18 protein-coding genes are annotated in these 18,407 nt (G+C 66.4%); 6 read left to right on the top strand and 12 right to left on the bottom strand.

All coding sequences use genetic code 11. The features are described 5' to 3' along the window. Positions 1-4: 4 nt before the first annotated feature. Both lptE and leuS read right to left on the bottom strand, forming a co-directional pair. Positions 5-556 (bottom strand): LPS assembly lipoprotein LptE, encoded by a 552-nt coding sequence (lptE, locus tag ACQR1E_RS08310; protein ID WP_315716807.1) that lies wholly within the window; start codon positions 554-556, stop codon positions 5-7. Further along, positions 543-3,167 (bottom strand): leucine--tRNA ligase, encoded by a 2,625-nt coding sequence (gene leuS, locus ACQR1E_RS08305; RefSeq protein WP_316173472.1) that lies wholly within the window; start codon positions 3,165-3,167, stop codon positions 543-545. Before leuS ends, lptE begins: the two co-directional genes overlap by 14 nt. Before the next feature lie 324 nt (positions 3,168-3,491). On the opposite strand from leuS, the gene ACQR1E_RS08300 reads away from it, so the two are divergent. Next, positions 3,492-4,478, top strand: a complete 987-nt coding sequence (locus ACQR1E_RS08300; RefSeq protein ID WP_315716957.1) for a GGDEF domain-containing protein — start codon at positions 3,492-3,494, stop codon at positions 4,476-4,478. 21 nt (positions 4,479-4,499) lie between these two features. Here the strand turns inward: ACQR1E_RS08300 and ACQR1E_RS08295 are convergent, their stop codons facing one another. Further along, positions 4,500-6,197, bottom strand: coding sequence for a sensor domain-containing diguanylate cyclase (locus ACQR1E_RS08295; RefSeq protein ID WP_316173475.1), 1,698 nt, complete (start codon positions 6,195-6,197; stop codon positions 4,500-4,502). 109 nt (positions 6,198-6,306) lie between these two features. Here ACQR1E_RS08295 and ACQR1E_RS08290 point away from each other — a divergent pair, with 109 nt between their 5' ends. Continuing rightward, complete coding sequence (locus ACQR1E_RS08290; protein WP_316166397.1) at positions 6,307-6,993, top strand: YggS family pyridoxal phosphate-dependent enzyme; 687 nt, start codon at positions 6,307-6,309, stop codon at positions 6,991-6,993. A gap of 26 nt (positions 6,994-7,019) precedes the next feature. Here ACQR1E_RS08290 and ACQR1E_RS08285 read toward each other — a convergent pair whose 3' ends face one another. Both ACQR1E_RS08285 and ACQR1E_RS08280 read right to left on the bottom strand, forming a co-directional pair. Beyond that, the gene (locus tag ACQR1E_RS08285) at positions 7,020-7,805 is read right to left on the bottom strand and encodes a 2-keto-4-pentenoate hydratase (protein ID WP_434896895.1); all 786 of its coding nucleotides are present in this window, start codon (positions 7,803-7,805) and stop codon (positions 7,020-7,022) included. A 23-nt stretch (positions 7,806-7,828) separates the two neighbouring features. Beyond that, entirely contained in the window at positions 7,829-8,350 is a 522-nt protein-coding gene (locus tag ACQR1E_RS08280; protein ID WP_315825687.1) for a L,D-transpeptidase family protein, read from the bottom strand. Positions 8,351-8,624: 274 nt separating this feature from the next. Between ACQR1E_RS08280 and ACQR1E_RS08275 the strand changes: the two genes are divergently transcribed. Both ACQR1E_RS08275 and ACQR1E_RS08270 read left to right on the top strand, forming a co-directional pair. After that, complete coding sequence (locus ACQR1E_RS08275) at positions 8,625-9,311, top strand: response regulator transcription factor (RefSeq protein ID WP_315716813.1); 687 nt, start codon at positions 8,625-8,627, stop codon at positions 9,309-9,311. A 66-nt stretch (positions 9,312-9,377) separates the two neighbouring features. Continuing rightward, entirely contained in the window at positions 9,378-9,821 is a 444-nt protein-coding gene (locus tag ACQR1E_RS08270) for a cyclic nucleotide-binding domain-containing protein (protein ID WP_315716814.1), read from the top strand. Between the two features lie 13 nt (positions 9,822-9,834). Here the strand turns inward: ACQR1E_RS08270 and ACQR1E_RS08265 are convergent, their stop codons facing one another. The 4 genes from ACQR1E_RS08265 to rsmI form a co-directional block, all read right to left on the bottom strand. Then, complete coding sequence (locus ACQR1E_RS08265) at positions 9,835-10,653, bottom strand: exodeoxyribonuclease III (RefSeq protein WP_315716815.1); 819 nt, start codon at positions 10,651-10,653, stop codon at positions 9,835-9,837. A gap of 115 nt (positions 10,654-10,768) precedes the next feature. After that, positions 10,769-11,710 carry a glutathione synthase gene (gshB, locus tag ACQR1E_RS08260; protein ID WP_315716816.1) on the bottom strand — a complete coding sequence of 314 codons (942 nt, stop codon included), beginning with the start codon at positions 11,708-11,710 and terminating at the stop codon, positions 10,769-10,771. Between the two features lie 33 nt (positions 11,711-11,743). After that, positions 11,744-12,154: a YraN family protein gene (locus ACQR1E_RS08255; protein WP_315716817.1), complete on the bottom strand. Its 411-nt coding sequence runs from the start codon at positions 12,152-12,154 to the stop codon at positions 11,744-11,746. Beyond that, positions 12,141-13,100, bottom strand: a complete 960-nt coding sequence (gene rsmI / locus ACQR1E_RS08250; protein WP_315716818.1) for a 16S rRNA (cytidine(1402)-2'-O)-methyltransferase — start codon at positions 13,098-13,100, stop codon at positions 12,141-12,143. Before rsmI ends, ACQR1E_RS08255 begins: the two co-directional genes overlap by 14 nt. 300 nt (positions 13,101-13,400) lie before the next feature. Here rsmI and ACQR1E_RS08245 point away from each other — a divergent pair, with 300 nt between their 5' ends. Beyond that, positions 13,401-14,609, top strand: coding sequence for a penicillin-binding protein activator (locus tag ACQR1E_RS08245; RefSeq protein WP_316170007.1), 1,209 nt, complete (start codon positions 13,401-13,403; stop codon positions 14,607-14,609). A gap of 13 nt (positions 14,610-14,622) precedes the next feature. On the opposite strand, the gene hemW is transcribed toward ACQR1E_RS08245, so the two are convergent. The 3 genes from hemW to rph are packed head-to-tail and all read right to left on the bottom strand — an operon-like array spanning position 14,623 to position 17,121. Beyond that, positions 14,623-15,780 carry a radical SAM family heme chaperone HemW gene (gene hemW, locus ACQR1E_RS08240; RefSeq protein WP_315716820.1) on the bottom strand — a complete coding sequence of 386 codons (1,158 nt, stop codon included), beginning with the start codon at positions 15,778-15,780 and terminating at the stop codon, positions 14,623-14,625. Then, a complete protein-coding gene (gene rdgB, locus ACQR1E_RS08235; RefSeq protein WP_315716821.1) occupies positions 15,767-16,411 on the bottom strand; it encodes an RdgB/HAM1 family non-canonical purine NTP pyrophosphatase in 645 nt (214 codons plus the stop codon). The genes hemW and rdgB overlap by 14 nt, the downstream gene beginning before the upstream one ends. After that, positions 16,408-17,121, bottom strand: a complete 714-nt coding sequence (gene rph, locus ACQR1E_RS08230) for a ribonuclease PH (protein WP_315716822.1) — start codon at positions 17,119-17,121, stop codon at positions 16,408-16,410. The genes rdgB and rph overlap by 4 nt, the downstream gene beginning before the upstream one ends. A 164-nt stretch (positions 17,122-17,285) precedes the next feature. Between rph and hrcA the strand changes: the two genes are divergently transcribed. Further along, entirely contained in the window at positions 17,286-18,374 is a 1,089-nt protein-coding gene (gene hrcA, locus ACQR1E_RS08225) for a heat-inducible transcriptional repressor HrcA (protein ID WP_316173482.1), read from the top strand. Positions 18,375-18,407 lie beyond the last annotated feature (33 nt).

Raw genomic sequence — 18,407 nt, 5'->3', positions numbered from 1 at the left:
TGCGTCAGGTGCCCGCGGTGAAATAGGCCGCGAGCCGCGTTTTGATCTTCTCGGCGACCTCCTCGGAGGCGCGATCCTCAGCGTCACGGAAGGCCCGCTGCCGGGCGAAGCGCTGGTACGAGCCGGGGATGTCATAGGAGGTGCGCGCGAAGGTCGTTCCGGTCATGACCGATTTGTTGGTCGCCAACTCGACCAGATTGTACTGCACGTCGAGGCCGACATTCTCGGTGGTCGGCAGGCCGGTGGTCTGTGAGACGATCAGCGAGGACCGGCTGGTCTGCAATCGCAGCACCAGCTTGTGGGTCGGCGCCGTGCCGGTTGCGGTGCCGTACAGCTTGAAGGCGAGCGCGTTGCGGATGCCGACGCCGATGCGCGCCTCGGGCGAGGCGTTCGGCTTGTCGACCGGCGGCAGCTCGATGCCCATCAGCTTTTCGCGCAGGCCGGGCGTGCCGTCGGTATGCTCTGCATACATCGGCTGGAAGCAGCCTGCCGTCAGCGCGGCCAAAGCGGCCACGGCAACAAGCCGAGCAGCGATCCGAAACCTAGCCGACGACATTCACGATCCTCTTGGGAACAATGATCACCTTGCGGACGGGTCTACCATCCAGCGCCAGTTTTACTGCATCGAGGGCCAAAACGGCAGCCTCAATTTCCGGATTCTGCGCGTTGCTGGCGACTGTGACTTCTCCGCGCTTCTTGCCGTTGACCTGGACGACCAGGGTCATGCTGTCCTCAACCAGCAAATCTCGTTCGATTTGCGGCCAGGAGGCCTCCGAGATCAGCCCGGTCTGGCCCAGCACCTGCCAGCATTCTTCGGCCAGATGCGGCATCATAGGCGAGAACAGCTGCACCAGGATCCCGGCGGCCTCGCGAATCGCCCAGGCCAGGTCGGCCGCCGGCTTGGCCGGCCGCGCCAGGACGTCGGCCAGCGCATTGGCGAACTCGCGGATATGCGCCAGGCAGACGTTGAAGTGCAACCGCTCGATGCCACCGGTCACCTTGTCCAGGGCGCCGTGGGCAGCCTTGCGCAGCGCCAGCGCGTCGGGGCCGAACGCGGCCGGGCGGGAGGAGGGGGCCTCGGCCGCTGCCGCGACCGATTCGTTGACCAGCCGCCACAGCCGCTGGACGAAGCGCGCCGCGCCCTGCACCCGCTCGTCGCTCCAGATCACGTCGCGGTCCGGCGGCGAGTCCGACAGCATGAACCAGCGCGCGACGTCGGCGCCGTAGCTCTCGATGATGTCGTCGGGGTCGACGGTGTTCTTCTTCGACTTCGACATCTTCTCGATCGGGCCGATCGTGATGTCCTCGCCGGTGGCGGCCAGCACGGCGCGGCGGCCGTTGCCGCCGATCTCGATCTTGACCTCCGCCGGGTTGACGTAGGTGCCGTCGGCTTTCTGATAGGTCTCGTGGACCACCATGCCCTGTGTGAACATGCCGGCGAACGGCTCGTCCATCGCGACGTGGCCGGTGGCTTTCATCGCGCGGGTGAAGAACCGGCTGTAGAGCAGATGCAGAATCGCGTGCTCGACGCCGCCGATATACTGGTCGACCGGCATCATCCGGTTGGCCACGGCCGGCGTCGTCGGCGCGGTCTCGTTCCATGGATCGGTGAAGCGCGCGAAGTACCAGGACGAATCCACGAAGGTGTCCATGGTGTCGGTCTCACGCTGCGCCTTGCCCCCGCATGCGGGGCAGGTGACGTGCTTCCAGGTCGGATGGTGGTCGAGCGCATTGCCCGGCTTGTCGAAGGTGACGTCGTCCGGCAACACCACGGGCAGGTCCTTGGCCGGCACCGGCACGACATCGCAGGTCGGGCAGTGGATCACCGGGATCGGGCAGCCCCAATAGCGCTGGCGCGAGATGCCCCAATCGCGCAGGCGGAAATTGACCTGGCGCTCGCCGACGGCGGCGCCAGCGCGCTGCTCGGTCTCCAGCCGCTTGGCGACCTCGTCCTTGGCCTGCGCGATCGTCATGCCGTCGAGGAAGCGCGAATTGATCAGGCGGCCGTCGCCGTCGAACGCGGTGTCGGTGATGACGAAGCTCGCCGGGTCTTGACCCTCGGGGCAGACCACCGGCGTGTTGCCGAGATTGTATTTGTTGACGAAGTCGAGGTCGCGCTGGTCATGCGCCGGACAGCCGAAGATGGCGCCGGTGCCGTATTCCATCAGCACGAAGTTCGCGACATAGACCGGCAAGGTCCAGCTCGGATCGAACGGATGCACGGCGCGGATGCCGGTGTCGAAGCCCTGCTTCTCCGCGGTGTCGATCGCCTCCTGCGCGGTGCCGATCCGCTTGATCTCGGCGATGAACGCGGCGAGCTCCGGGTTCTTGGCGGCCGCGGCTTGCGCCAGCGGATGGTCCGCCGAGATCGCCATGAACTTGGCGCCGAACAGCGTGTCCGGCCGCGTCGTGAATATCTTCAATTCGGTCTCGCCCGCCGGCGTCGTCTTGGGATCCAGCGCGAAGCGGATCAGCAGGCCTTCGGAGCGGCCGATCCAGTTGCGCTGCATCAGCCGCACCTTGTCGGGCCAGCGGTCGAGACTATCGAGCGCGTCCAGCAGCTCCTGCGAGTACTTCGTGATCTTGAACACCCATTGGTTCATCTCACGCTGTTCGACCACCGCACCGGAGCGCCAGCCGCGACCGTCGATGACCTGCTCGTTGGCGAGCACGGTCATGTCGACCGGATCCCAGTTCACCTTGCGCTTCTCGCGCTCGACCAGCCCCGCTTGCATGAAGTCGAGGAACATCTTCTGCTGGTGCTTGTAGTAGGATGGATCGCAGGTCGCGAACTCGCGCGCCCAGTCGAGCGACAGGCCGATCGAGCGCAGCTGCTTCTTCATCGCCGCGATATTGTCGTAGGTCCACGCCTTCGGCGCGACCTTGCGCTCGATCGCTGCGTTCTCCGCCGGCAGGCCGAACGCGTCCCAACCCATCGGATGCAGCACGTTGAAGCCCTTGGCACGCATGAAGCGCGCCAGCACGTCGCCCAGCGTATAATTACGGACATGGCCGATATGGATGCGTCCCGACGGATAGGGAAACATCTCGAGTACGTAGTATTTCGGACGCGGATCGTCGTTCCTGGTGGCGAAGATCGCCTTTTCGTCCCACTGGCGCTGCCAGCGTGGCTCGGCTTCACGGGCGTTGTAGCGTTCGGATGTCATGGAATCGCTTGTAATTTTCGAGGATTCGCGTCGTTTGAAGACGGCGGACTAGGCCACAAAAGCGGCAGCCCGGTCAATGGGGCGACAGATGATGATACCATTTTGGGCATCCGCTAAGCGACGGTAATCGTGAGTTTTTTTGCAGCCTCTGCCGGCAGTGTCGAAGGTCCGATTGAGGCACGGTTAAGACTTGAATGGGAGACTGAGTGCATACATCCAGGCATCAGCCCGCATCTGGGATCACTCCACATCGTGTCCGGCGCTACGTTCGACGAGCTTGACTTCGAGTACGCGACGACGGTCGCGGAAAAGGCCATGAAATCCATGGCTCAACAGCGCGTGCCACCGACGCCTAACAACTTCCATCTGTGGTTCAAGTACTCACTGGGCTCGGCGTCGGATCTCAAGCGCGCCGTCGACATCCTGGTCAGCAACAAGCGCAAGTTCGACAAGACCACCAACCAGGCGCTGTTCGACACGTACATCGGCCAGCAGGGTACGGAAGCGGCTGTCGTCCACAAAGTCTCGCAGCAGTTGCATGGCGTGATGGACTCCGCCAAGCAGTATCTGACGGCCGCGATCGCCGACAACCGCACACATATGGCGGCGATCGATGGCGTCGCCGAACGCAGCGAGCAGGGCGTCGATCCGAAGATCCTGATCGAGAACCTGGTCAGCGAGCTCGCCCAGGCGACCGCGCGTGCGGCGAAACTCGAAGCGAGCTTTGCCGAGAAGTCACGCGAGCTCGACACCATCCGAGACTCGCTCAACAAGTCGGAGCAGCGCGCACGCACGGACACGCTGACCGGATTGCCGAACCGGCGCGCGCTCGAAGAGTTCTTCCGCCATGCGCAGGTCGAGGCGATGGAGCGCGACGAACCGCTCAGCGTCCTCCTGATCGACGTCGACCACTTCAAGAAGTTCAACGACAATTACGGCCATGGCGTCGGCGATCAGGTGCTGCGCCTCGTCGCCAAGGCATTGCGCGAGCGCGTTCGCGACAAGGATCTTCCCGCACGCTACGGCGGCGAGGAACTGATCGCGGTGCTTCCGCAGACCGACCTCGAAGGTTGCACCGTCATCGCCGAGCGCATCCGGCGCACCATCGCCGATTGTCAGTTCACGCGGCGCTCGACCGGCGAGGTGCTGCCGCAAATCACGGTGTCAATCGGCGTCGGCCAGTTCCAGTTCGGCGAATCGATGGCTGATCTGATCGACCGTTGCGACCGCTCGTTGTATCTCGCCAAGAAGCTCGGCCGCAACCGCGTGGTCAGCGAGCTCGAGCTCGACCAGAAGCTCGCGGTCGGCTGATCGCAGGCCGCCGCCGCAGCCCTATCCTGCGCGTGCCACGCCGCTCCTGTCATCCGCGACATCCGCGAAGCCATGCGCGATGACCGTGTTGCGGCCGCGATGCTTGGCCGCATAGAGCGCGGCATCGGCGGCTTCGATCAGGTCGGAGGGCGTCAGCGACTCGTTCGGCCGGGTCGAGGCGACACCGACGCTCACGGTGACGCACCGATGCGCCGACGTCGCGTGCGGCAGCTCGAGCTCGAGAACCGTGGCGCGTACCTGCTCGCCGACCGCGAGCGCCTCTCTGGCGCCCATGCCCGGCAACAACAGGCAGAACTCCTCACCGCCATAGCGGCCGGCGAAAGCCGTCATTGCGCCGGCGATCTGCGACAGCGTCTCGCCGAGACGTGACAGGCAGGCGTCACCCTCAGGGTGCCCATACGTGTCATTGTAGAGCTTGAAGTGGTCGACGTCGATCATCAGCAGCGACAGCTCGGTGCCGGCCTGCTGCGCGCGGCTCCATTCGACGTCGATGCGGTTCTGGAAGCCGCGGCGGTTGGCGAGGCCCGAGAGCATGTCGATCGACGCCATCACCGTCAGCCGGTCATTGGCGGCGACCAGCTCGCGCTCGCGCTGGCCGAGCTTGGCGGCCATCGCATTGAAAGACTTTGCCAGCGGAACGAACTCCGACGGCAGATGCTTGGTGGTGACGCGCGCCGACCAGTGGCCGTGGCCGAAGCGCTTGGCGGTCGCGGCGAGCATGCTGACGGGCTTCACGATCAGCTTCTCGGCGGCGATCAGCGCGCCGAGCAGCACGATCAGGCAGACGAGGCCAGCCTGCAGATAGGCGTTGCGGATCTCGCGGTCGATGGCGGCGGTGACGCGGGTCTCATCGATGCTGACGATCAGCCGCGATCCGGTGTCGGCGATCCGAGTGAAGGTGATCGCGCGCTTAGAACCATCCGCCGCCGTGAAACTCATCGTCTCGCTCGGCTTCCCCGAACTCAGGGCAGTCTCGGCAACGGCCGATAACAACGGTACGCTGTCGAGCGGCCGGCCGATCAGCTCGTTGCGGTCGGCGGGCGCCGCCAGCACGGTTCCTTCGCTGTCGACCAGCACCGCCGTGATGCCGGGGCGGCCGCCAAGATTGTTCATGATCTTGGACATCCATTCCAGGTTCACGCTCGCCAGCATCACCGCGTCCGGCTCGCCGGTGATCGCGCCGACCGGATAGGCGGCCATGACGATCGGCACGTGCGACGGCTTCGACAGCAGGTAGTCGCTGAACACGAAATCACGTGATTCCTGGGCGCCACGGAAATACGGCCGGTCGCTGAAATCGAGCCCGACATATTGGTTGTTGGTCGAGCACTGGATGCGGCCGTCGCGGCCGGCGATCATCAGGGTGCGGATCCACGGCAGGGTCGCCGGCAGGCTGGCGCGCATCATGTCGCAGCTGCGGCTCACGCCGGTGCTCGACGCCCGGACATAGGCCGTCGACTTCAGTACCGTCTCCACCGACATGATGACCTCGCGCTGCATGTCGGCGCTTTGCCGGGCGAGGCCGGAGAATTCCTCCGATGCGAGTGCGATCTGCCTTGTCCTGGCGCTTTCCAGCGAGCGCGCGCGTTCCAGCATCAGCGGCGCGACCAGGATCAGGGCGAGCAGCGCCAGCCGGGCGCGGATCCCCATCAGCCGGTTCAGCTTCACTCTATTGCGATTGAACCGGATGCTTGGCATTTCTTCCCCCTACCCCCGGCCGTGAAGGGTAAGGAGAAGGGCTCAAGAACCCTTTCTCGAACTCCGTAAAATTGCAGCCAAACCCGTAAATCTACCGACGGACGCCATCGTGCCTGATGAATCGAACGCCTCAACCTCGTCCTCGCCGTCCGCGCTCGCCGCCGTCGAGCAGGAGATTCTGCGCGCCTGCCGCGACGCCAAACGCGATCGCGGCTCGGTCACGCTGATCGCTGTGTCGAAGACCTTCGATGCCGACGCGATCGAGCCGGTGATCGCGGCCGGACAGCGCGCGTTCGGTGAAAATCGCGTTCAGGAAGCCAAAGCCAAGTGGCCGCCGCTGATGGCCGCGCATCCGGGGCTCGCACTGCACCTGATCGGGCCGCTGCAATCCAACAAGGCCAAGGAGGCGGTCGCGCTGTTCGACGCCATCCATTCGGTGGACCGGCCAAGCCTGTGCGTGGCGCTTGCCAAGGAGATTTCCGCCCAGGGCCGGCATCCGCAGCTGTTCGTCCAGATCAATACCGGCGAGGAGCCGCAGAAGGCGGGCATCGCGCCCGGCGACGCCGACGCCTTCATCGCCGCCTGCCGCACGGATTACGGGCTCGCGATTTCAGGGCTGATGTGCATTCCGCCGGTCGACGAAGCACCGGGGCCGCATTTCGCGCTGACTGCCAAGATCGCCGCCCGCAACGGGCTCGCGCATCTGTCGATGGGCATGAGCGCCGATTTCGCCACCGCCATCCAGTTCGGCGCCACGCATGTCCGGGTCGGCTCGGCGATCTTCGGGCATCGCTGAAGGAGGGGCGCGGTCGCGGCCGGTCCCTACTCGAACCGCACCGATACCTGCCCCAGATCGCCGAAATCGGCCTCCATGTGGTCCCCGCTGCCGATCGGCAGCGGCGGATGACAGGTGCCGGTCGTGACCACCTGCCCTGCCCGCGCGGGCACGCCGAGCGCGCTGAGCTCGTTGACCAGCCAGGCCAGCGCTATCAGCGGATCACCGAGCACGTTGCGGCCGTGGCCGATGAAGGTCTCGCCACGCAGCGCGATGCGCGGCCGCTCCGCGATCAGGTCGCGGCTGCGCCAGTCGGCGGTGCTGGCCTCGCCCAGCACGAACAGATGCGCGCAGGCATTGTCGGCGATCAGTTGCGCCTCGCCGGCGCTGACGAAGTCGGCGAACCGCGAATCGGGAATTTCGATCGCGGGGTGCAGCGTGTCGACCGCGGCCAGCACCTCCGCGACATCATAAGGTGTCGGTCTGGGCGGCAGATCGCGTCCGAGGCGGAACGCGAATTCCGGCTCGGCGACCCGCATCGCGTTGCCGGCCATCGATGCGGTGCCGCCGACCGGCAGCACCGTTTCGGCCAGGATCCGCCCGGCCATCGGACCGGCGACATTGATATGGCGCTGGCCGGCCTCGCTGGTCGCCGCAATCTTCCAGCCAAATAATGGCTTGGGCGAGTGGCGCTCGAGCTCGGCCTGGATGGCATAGCCTTCGGCGCGATCTCTCGGACGCAGCTCAGTCGGCAGCTCTGCCAGCTTGCTGCCTTCGCTCCAATGCTGGCGCAGGATGCCAGCGGCGCTGGCTGGCTGATCCGGTGCGCGCATGACGTCCTCCCCCAACTCGCTTCTCATTCGATGACGATTCTGGTGCGCGGACCGATTCTTTGCAACAGACGCAGCATCGCCGGCCGGGTCATGGCCACGCAGCCTGCGGTCGGGCCGAAATTCGGCCGCGCCAGATGCAGGAACACGGCGCTGCCGCGGCCCGCGATCCGCGGCCGCGTGTTGTGGTCGATCTCGATGATGAAATCGTACAGATGGTCCTGGCGCGCCAGCCGGTCTCCGGGATGGTCGCCGTGCAGCCGGATCGCCTGGTTGTAGTGCCGGTCGGCCGGGTCCTCGCACCACGCATCCTCCGGGCCAATCGGCCGGATCGGCAGAAAGGTGCGCGGACGCGAATGACGATCGGCCCGCCACCACAGCCGCCGGGGCCGGAAGGTCCCTCGGGGGGTGCCGCCATCTCCCTCGCGCTTGTTGGCCAGGACGCCGCCGCGCCCGAGCGCCACCGGAATGACATGGCCCCAGACATGGAGCCAGCCGCGCTGCCGCGACCCGGCTTTGGTGCGAATCGAGATCCGCGATGCTGGCATGCCAGGCTTCACCTTCGCTAACGACATGAAACAACGTGCCTTTTCATTGCCATGGATTGCCCGGTAATTGCCTTAATGTCGGCAAATGGTCCGCCGCGAGGGTCGAACAGGACAATCATCTCAATCCCTGCTCAATTCTGGAGTAGAGTCCCGGGCGCTTGTGAATCGGTAACAGCCCCCTACTTCAAGACGGAACAGGGCTGATGAGCCTGTTTGCCCACCGTTGACGGCGCCACCCATCCGATCCCGCCGGCGCCACCTAGAGGATTGTACAATGGCCAATGCCCGCAAGATCCTGATCGTGGATGACGACACCGATCTGCGCGATGCCCTGATGGAGCAGCTCTCGCTGCATGACGAGTTCGAAGCCCAGGCCGTCGATACCGGCGCCAAAGGCGCCACCGCCGCAAAGGCCAATTCACCCGACCTGGTTCTGATGGACGTCGGCCTGCCCGACACCGATGGCCGCGAAGTGGTGCGGTCCCTGCGCAAGGGCGGCTTCAAGGCGCCGATCATCATGCTGACCGGGCACGATACCGATTCGGACACGATTCTCGGGCTCGAATCCGGCGCCAACGACTATGTCGCCAAGCCCTTCCGCTTCGCCGTGCTGCTGGCACGCATCCGGGCCCAGCTTCGCCAGCACGAGGCCAGCGAGGACGCGGTGTTCTCGGTCGGCCCCTACAGCTTCCGGCCGGGCTCGAAGATGCTGACCGGCGCCAACGCCCGCAAGGTCCGCCTGACGGAGAAGGAAACGGCGATCCTGCGCTTCCTGTACCGCGCCGGCCAGCAGCCGGTGTCGCGCGAGACGCTGTTGCAGGAGGTCTGGGGCTACAATTCCGGCGTCACCACCCACACGCTGGAAACGCACATTTACCGTCTGCGGCAGAAGATCGAGAAAGATGCCGCGAATCCGGAGATTCTGGTGACGGAGGCCGGTGGCTACAAGTTGGTACCGTGATAGGTTCGGGGATGGCGGTTTCGCCATTTATGATATTGGTTCCATTCAGCCTTCCCCGGGCCCTTGATGTCGATCGAAGACGATATTGCGCTATTGGAGCGGGTCCCAACATTGCGCCTGCTGGGAAGCGACTCGCTGCGCATGATCGCCATCGGCTCCGAGCAGCGTAACATCCAGAGCGGAGAGACCCTGTTCCGCGAGGGGGACACCGCCGATTGCGGCTATGTCGTGCAGCGCGGGTCGTTGCGCATCAGCGACGAGGTCGGTGCCGAGATCGTCGCCACGCCGACCATGCTGATCGGCGAGCTGGCGCTGCTGGTCGAGATGCGGCGCCCGGCGACCGCGACGGCCCTGGAATATTCGACCGTGGTGCGGATCTCGCGCAGCCTGTTTCAGCGTGTGCTGGAAAGCGACGCCAAGGCGGCGCGCCGGCTGCGCGACGAGTTCGCCCACCGCGCCAGCCGAATCGCCAACGACATCATGGCGGCCGGGGCCAAGCTGACTTCGTGACCGCGCGGGTCCGCTACGACACGTCCAGAGTCACCGTGACCGGCACGTGATCCGACGGCCGCTCCCAGCTGCGGGCGTCGCGCAGGATCCTGAAATCGCTGACCCGGTCCTTCAGTGCGCGTGACACCCAGATGTGGTCGAGCCTTCGGCCGCGATCGCCGACGGTCCAGTCGGCCGCGCGGTAGCTCCACCAGGTGTAGACCTTCTCCGACATCGGGATGCGCTCGCGAGCGACATCGACCCATTCGCCATGGGTCTGCGCCGCCAACAGCTTTTCACATTCGATCGGCGTGTGCGACACCACCTTCAGGAGCTGCTTGTGCGACCAGACATCGTGCTCATGCGGCGCGACGTTGAGATCGCCGACCAGGATATGCCGGTCGTCGCCGCGTGGATGCAGCGGCTCGCACGCCTTCATTTCGTCGAGGAATTGCAGCTTGTGCTCGAATTTCGGATTGAGCGCGGGGTCGGGAATGTCGCCGCCTGCGGGCACATAGAAATTGTGCAGCACCAGCGGCTGCGCGAGCTGCGCCTTTTCGCCGAACGCCACCGTGATGTGGCGCGAATCCACCTTGTCGCAGAAGGTGCGGACGTTGGTCTCCTCGAACGGCCATTTCGAGATCACGGCGACGCCGTGATAGCCCTTCTGCCCGTTCAGCGCGACGTGCTCATAGCCGAGCCTCTTGAAGCGCTTCAGCGGAAAGGCGTCGTCGATGCACTTGGTCTCCTGCAGGCACAGCACATCGGGCCTGACCTGCTTGATGAGCTTGGCGACGAGGTCGATGCGCAGGCGCACCGAGTTGATGTTCCAGGTGGTCAGGACGAGACGCATGAGACCCGCGTCATACCATGAATTGCGGCGATGTCAGCGATTCCGCATCGCCTCGGACGCATCGGACTGACCGCGTTGGTTGGCCTTATCCCCAGCCATGTGGGACGGCGCCTGATCAGCGCCGTTTGCTCTCGATGACGTCCCATACGCGGGCGGCGATGTCGGGTCCGCCGAGCCGCGAGATCGCGCGGATGCCGGTCGGCGACGTCACGTTGATCTCGGTGAGGTTGCCGTCGATCACGTCGATGCCGACCAGCAGCAGGCCGCGCGCGCGCAATTCCGGACCGAGCGTGTCGCAGATCTCGCGCTCGCGTGCGCTGAGATCGGTGGCCTGCGCGGCGCCGCCGCGCACCATGTTGGAGCGCAGATCGTCTGCTGCCGGCACGCGGTTGACGGCGCCGGCGAACTCGCCGTCGACCAGGATGATGCGCTTGTCGCCGTGCTTCACCTCGGGGAGGAAGCGCTGGATCACCCAGGGCTCCTTGAACGTCACCGAGAACATGTCGAACAGCGAGCCGAAATTCATATCCTGCGGCATCACCCGAAACACCGCCGCGCCACCATGGCCATGCAGCGGCTTCATCACGACAGCGCCGTGCTGATCGCGGAAGGCGTTGATCTCGTCGAGATCGCGCGAGATCAAGGTCGGCGGCATCAGTTGCGGGAAGTTCATCACGAACAGCTTTTCCGGCGCGTTGCGGACGCTTGCGGGATCATTGACCACCAGCGTCTTCGGATGGATGCGCTCGAGGAAATGCGTCGAGGTGATGTAGGCGAGATCGAACGGCGGATCCTGCCGCAGCAGCACGACATCAAAGGATGTCAGCGCGGTCGGTTTCGGTTCGCCGAGCGTGAAATGGTCGCCGACCTGGTCGCGCACCGTCAGCGCCTGCACCGGCGCATAGAGCTCGCCGCCGCGCAGCGACAGCTTGTCGGGCGTATAGTAACACAGGCCATGGCCGCGCCGCTGCGCTTCGAGCAGCATCGCGAAGGTCGAGTCGCCGCGGATGTTGATGCGCGCGATCGGGTCCATCTGGACGGCGACGTTCAGTTTCATGGGCAGGTCCCTGCTCTCTGCAATCAGTTCATGTCAGGTGCTGGCGTCGAACGCCGCTACCAGATGGCGCGGCAGGCTGCGCGGCGCAACCAGAATCGCGTCGAAGCGCAGCTCCAATTCGGCATGGTCGGGATGCGCCATCAACCAGGCCTGCGCGGCATCGATGATGCGCTGCTGCTGGCGCGGCGTCACCGCATAGGCGGCATCGTCGAGCGAGGCACGCGCCTTGACCTCGACGAAGGCAACCAGGCCGCGCCTGCGCGCGATGATGTCGATCTCGCCTTGGGGCGTGCGGAAGCGTTTGGCGAGGATGCGATAGCCCTTGGCGATCAGCAGCGCTGCGGCGCGGGCTTCCGCCGATAATCCGGTGCGGAAGGCGGCGACGCGTTCGGGTGCCGCCGTCTTCGCCGGCTTGTCAGGGGAGACGCGCTCAGTCTTCGCCATCGGCCGACCCTGACCGCGCGTCCTTCACCAGCTCGAGCGCGCGCGCATAGACTTCGCGGCGCGGCCGGCCGGACAGCTCGACGGCATGCATCACGGCATCCTTGACGCTCGATCGCTGCAGCAGATCCTTCAACACGGCGTCGAGCGCATCCGGCGTCAGCACCCCGGCGCCGCGCGGCGGCGGACCGATCACCAGCACGAACTCGCCGCGCGTTTCGAGATCGCCGGCCTCCGCAGCGAGATCGCCGATGGCGCCGCGCAGCACCTCCTCGTGCAGCTTGGTGAGCTCGCGGCAGATCGCGGCCTGACGTCCCGCCATGGCATCGGCGAGGTCGGCCAGCGTCTCCTGCACCCGGTTGCCGGCTTCGAACAGCACCAGCGTCGCGTCGATCCGCGCGAGCTCGGACAGCCGCGTACGCCGCGCCTGCTGCCTGGCCGGCAGGAACCCCTCGAAGAAGAAGCGGTCGGTCGGAAGCGCGGCCACGCTGAGCGCCGCGAGCACGGCGGAAGGTCCCGGCAGCGCGGTGACAACATGCCCGGCCTCACACGCCTCGCGCACCAGCTTGTAGCCGGGATCGGAGATCAGCGGCGTGCCGGCGTCGGACACCAGCGCGATGGCCGCGCCTTCGGCGAGGCGCTGCAGGATCCTGGGTCTGACGGCTTCGGCATTGTGCTCATGATAGGCTGCGAGTTCCGCGCTGAGGCCGTAGCGCTCGGTCAGGCGCCGGGTGATTCGCGTGTCCTCGCACAAGATGAGGTCGGCGCCGGCCAGGGTTTCCAGCGCGCGCAGCGTGATGTCGCCGAGATTGCCGATCGGGGTCGCCACCAGATGCAATCCAGGCCGCGCCTTGGGCGCCGCAACGATCTGCCCCGCCACCAGATAGGTCGACGTGGTGGAAGATTTGCCGTCATCCGGCGACGTCTTGGGGATTGCCTTCGCGCCCATCGAGGTAATTTAAAGGGCCTGCCGCGGGATTGCCACAGGGGAACAGCCGCGCAGCGATTTTGAAGTGCCGATCGGCACGGGGGGGCCGTTCATCGCAGCTTCAAGTTCGAAGCTGCACCTCGATGAGGGTGTGTACGAGCAGGGGATAGGCCGTGCAAAACGTCGAATTGATCGGCTGTGTGGCGCTGACAGCCTTTTGTTTTGCTTAACTATTCGTCGACAATATGAGTGAATCTGCACGGCCTGCGGGACGTGCGTTTGGGGAACTTCTGGCCGGACTCGGCCGAACGAAGAGATGCCATGGTGGGCCCGCGTCATCCCAACTCTCTCGGTCCGGGACCCCATGGGGTCGCCCGGCGAACGGCGCTGGGCCTGATCGTCGGCGCGCCGCTGCTGTCGGCGTGCTCCAACGTCCAGCAGGGCTTCAATCCGTTCGAGCAGCCGACCGCGCCGGCGGGACCGCCGCAGCAACCGGCGGTGGCCGGCAACGGCCAGGTCAAGGTCGGGCTGATTCTGCCGCTGTCGGCGTCGGGCAATGCCGGCGTCGCCGCGCAATCGATGAAGAACGCCGCCGAGATGGCGCTGGCCGAGTTTCAGAACCCCAACATCCAGCTCCTGATCAAGGACGACGCCGGCAGCCCGCAAGGGGCGCAGCAGGGCGCGCAGCAGGCCTGCGACGAAGGCGCCGAGATCATTCTCGGCCCCCTGTTCGCGGGCTCAGTGCCGGCGACGGCTCAGGTGGCGCGCGCGCGCAACATCTCGGTCATCGCCTTTTCGACCGATTCGAGTGTGGCGGGGCGCGGCGTCTATCTGCTCAGCTTCCTGCCGGAGTCCGATGCCAGCCGCATCGTCGAATATTCCGCCAGCGTCGGCAAACGCTCGTTCGCGGCGCTGCTGCCCGACAATGCCTACGGCACCGTCGTCGAGGGGGCGTTCAAGACCGCGGTCAGCCGCCGCGGCGGACGCATCGTGGCATTCGAGAAATATTCCGGCGACCGCAACGGGCCTGCGCGCACGGTGGCGCAGGCGCTCGGCGGCGCCGATGCGCTGCTGCTGGCCGATGACGGCGAATCGGTCGCGGCGACGGCCGATGCGCTGACCGCTGCCGGCGCCAATCTGCGCAACATCCAGTTGCTCGGCACAGGGCTGTGGGACAATCCGCGCGTCTATGCCAGCGCCAGCCTGCAGGGCGGCCTCTATGCCGCGCCGGATCCCTCCGGCTTCCGCGCCTTTGCCGGCCGCTACCGGACGCGATTCGGCGGCGATCCCGTACGTACGGCGACCCTCGCCTATGATGCGGTGGCGCTCGTGGCCGCGTTGGCGCGCACCCAGGGCAACCAGCGTTTCGCGCCCGATGTCCTGACCAATGCATCCGGCTTCGCCGGCATCGACGGGCTGTTCCGGTTCCGCAGCGACGGCACCAATGAGCGCGGGCTTGCGGTGATGCGCGTCGGTTCGGGTGGCGGACAGGCGGTCGCCGGCGCGCCGAAGAGTTTCAGCGCGACGTGAGTCGCAGCACTTCTCAGGCGGCGAGGTCGGCGACGACCGCGTCGAGCACCGGAAAGCCGTCCTGGGTCACGCGCAGCCGCCCGTCCGGATCGACCGCGATCGCGCCCTCCTCGCGCAGCAGCGCGATGCGGCGCGGATCGAGCCTGCGGCCGGAGATCCTTGCGTAGCGCTGCGGGTCGATGCCCTCGGCCAGTCGCAGCCCCATCAGCAGGAATTCGTCGGCGCGCTCCTCGCGGTTGAGCTCGTCGTCGGTCATGACACCATGACCGTTGGATTCGACCCGCATCAGCCAGGCTTCCGGCCGCTTGTCGGTCGCTGTCGCGTGCCTGATGCCGCCGATGTCGAGGCGGCCATGGGCGCCCGGGCCGATGCCGGCATATTCCTGGCCGCGCCAGTAGACGAGGTTGTGCCGGCACTCCGCGCCGGGCCGGGCGTGATTGGAAATCTCATAGGCCGGCAGTCCGTGACGGCCACAGATCTCCTGCGTGACGTCGTACAAGGTGCGCGCCAGGCCTTCGTCCGGCGTCTTCAGCTTGCCTGCGGCGTGCAGGCCGAAGAACGGCGTGCCTTCCTCGATGGTCAGTTGATACAGCGACAAATGCTCAGCCGCCTCGCCGATCGCCCGCGTCAGCTCTTCGGTCCACATCTGCGGCGTCTGGTCGGGCCGCGCGTAGATCAGATCGAACGAATAGCGCTCGAATGCATGGCGCGCGATCGCCACCGCCTTCATCGCCTCTTCAGCGGTGTGCAGGCGGCCGAGCATCTTGAGCGACGCATCGTCCATCGCCTGGACGCCGAGCGAGACCCGGTTGACGCCCGCGGCGCGATAGCCGGCAAAGCGGGTCGCCTCGACGCTGGTCGGGTTGGCTTCGAGCGACACCTCGACATCGCCAGCGACGTGCCAGTGCCGGCCGATCGCGTCGAGAATGGCGCCGACCGTCTGCGGCTGCATCAGCGACGGGGTGCCGCCGCCGAGAAAGATCGACGTGACGGTGCGCGGCCCAATGCGGGCGGCCGTGGTCGCGATCTCCTGCGCAAAGGCGCGGGCGAAGCGGTCCTGATCGATGGCGGCATGCCGGACGTGGCTGTTGAAGTCGCAATACGGACATTTCGACAGGCAGAACGGCCAGTGCACATAGACGCCGAACGCTTCGCTGTCAGCGCTGCTCAAGACAGATCTCCGCGAGTTTCACGAAGGCGCGCGCCCGGTGCGACAGGCCGAGCCCGAGCGGCGGCAGGCCATGTTTCTCGATGCTGGTCATCTCGCCGAAGGTCCGGTCGTGGCCCTCGGGCAGGAACATCGGGTCGTAGCCGAAGCCCGCCGTGCCACGCGGCGGCCAGACCAGGGTGCCGTCGACCCGCGCCTCGACCTCCTCGACGTGACCGTCCGGCCACGCCACGCACAGCGCCGAGACGAAATGGGCGCTACGCTTGTCGGCACCAGTCGCGTCCCGCTCCTGCAGGAGGCGCTCGATGCGCGTCATCGCGCCGGCGAAATCCTTGTCCGGTCCTGCCCAGCGCGCCGAATAGATCCCCGGCGCCCCATCGAGCGCATGAACCACGATGCCGGAATCGTCGGCAAAGGCAGGAAGCTGCGCGGCTCTGGCCGCGGCGACCGCCTTGATGCGGGCGTTGGCCTGGAAGGTCTCGCCGGTCTCATCCGGCTCGTCCAGGCCGAGATCGCCGGCCGACACCGCCTCGACGCCATGGGGAGCGAGCAGCTCGCGCATCTCGGCAAGCTTGCCGGGATTGTGGGTCGCAATGATGATGCGACCGGTGAGCTTGCGGTGCGGGCTGCTCACGCGACCGCCATCTTCTGCAGGTCGACCAGCCGCGCGACGCCCTTGCGGGCGAGCGCCATCAGCGCCAGGAATTCGGCCTCGGTGAACGGCGTCTTCTCCGCCGTGCCCTGCACCTCGATGATGCGGCCGTCGCCGGTCATGACGAAATTGGCGTCGGTCTCGGCCTCGGAGTCCTCGGCGTAGTCGAGATCCAGCACCGGCGTGCCGTTGTAGATGCCGCAGGAGATTGCGGCGACGTTGGCGCGCAGCACCTCGGTCTTGATCATGTTGCGCGATTTCATCCACTTGATGCAGTCGGCCAGCGCCACCCAGGCGCCGGTGATCGACGCCGTGCGCGTGCCGCCATCGGCCTGCAGCACGTCGCAATCGACCGTGATCTGGCGCTCGCCGAGCGCTTCCAGGTCGATCGCGGTGCGCAGCGAGCGGCCGATCAGGCGCTGGATCTCGACGGTGCGGCCGGTCTGCTTGCCGGCGGAGGCCTCGCGCCGGGTCCGTTCCAGCGTGGCGCGCGGCAGCATGCCGTATTCGGCGGTGATCCAGCCGCGTCCCTGGCCCTTCAGCCAGGGCGGCAGCCGGTCCTCGAGCGTGGCGGTGACCAGGACATGGGTGTCGCCGAACTTCACCAGGCAGGAGCCCTCGGCGTATTTGACGACGCCGCGTTCCAGGCTCACGGCCCGCAGTTCATCCGGTGCACGGCGGCTCGGCCGCATGATTCTCTCCGTGAAAGCGCGCGAAAGACCGACTTTGACGGGCCTTGTAGGAGCCGGGACCGGCAGCGGCAAGGGTTTATCATGGCTTCGCCCGCGAGCGCCGACCGGCTTGCCACCGAGCCGCCGCATGGACACATTATAGGCAGCTGGGAGGAGTGCATCTGGTGGCCCACCACGATCCGATCAACCTGATGACACCGCCGGCCGGTCTGGCGCACCTGAACGAGCGCTCGCGCGAGATCTTCCGGCAGATCGTCGAAAGCTATCTGGCGACCGGCGAACCGGTCGGCTCGCGCAACATTTCGCGGCTGATCGCGGTTCCGCTGTCGCCGGCCTCGGTGCGCAACGTCATGGCCGATCTCGAGCAGCTCGGTCTGATCTACGCGCCGCACACCTCGGCCGGCCGGCTGCCGACCGAGGCTGGCCTGCGCTTCTTCGTCGACGCCCTGATGCAGGTCGGCGACATGACGGAGGCCGAGCGGCAGTCGATCCAGAGCCAGCTCGCGGCCGTCGGCCGGGCGCAGTCGGTCGAAGCGGCGCTGGATGAAGCGCTGACCCGGCTGTCGGGTCTGACCCGTGCCGCTGCCGTGGTTCTCACCGCGAAATCCAACACCCGCCTGAAGCACATCGAGTTCGTCAGGCTCGAGCCCGAGCGCGCGCTCGTCGTTCTGGTCGGTGAGGACGGACAGGTCGAGAACCGGGTCCTGACCCTGCCGCCGGGCGTGCCGTCGTCGGCGCTGACCGAGGCGTCCAATTTCCTCAATGCCCGCATCAGAGGACGGACGCTGGCGGAAGCGCGGCTCGAGCTCGAGACCGCGCTGGCGCATGACCGTGCCGAGCTCGATCAGTTGACGCAGAAGGTGATCGCCGCCGGAGTCGCGAGCTGGTCCGGAGGGGACAGCGACGAGCGGCAGCTCATCGTGCGCGGCCACGCCAACCTGCTCGAGGACCTGCATGCGCTCGAAGATCTCGAGCGTGTCCGGCGGCTGTTCGACGATCTCGAGACCAAGCGCGGCGTCGTCGATCTGCTCGGACGGGCGGAGAGCGCGGAAGGTGTCCGCATCTTCATCGGCTCGGAGAACAAGCTGTTCTCGCTGTCGGGCTCGTCGACGATCGTGTCGCCCTATTCCGACGCCACGGGGCGCATCGTCGGCGTGCTCGGCGTCATCGGTCCGACCCGGCTCAACTATGCCCGGGTGATTCCGACGGTCGATTATGCCGCGCGTCTGGTCAGCCGGCTGCTGGGCGGCTGACGCGTGACTTGGTTCACCCGCGGACAGCGCCTC

It is taken from the genome of Bradyrhizobium sp. HKCCYLRH1030, assembly GCF_051168395.1.
GTDB lineage: Bacteria > Pseudomonadota > Alphaproteobacteria > Rhizobiales > Xanthobacteraceae > Bradyrhizobium.
Note: the sequence above shows the minus strand (reverse complement) of the source record. Positions and strands in the feature narration are given on the sequence as shown.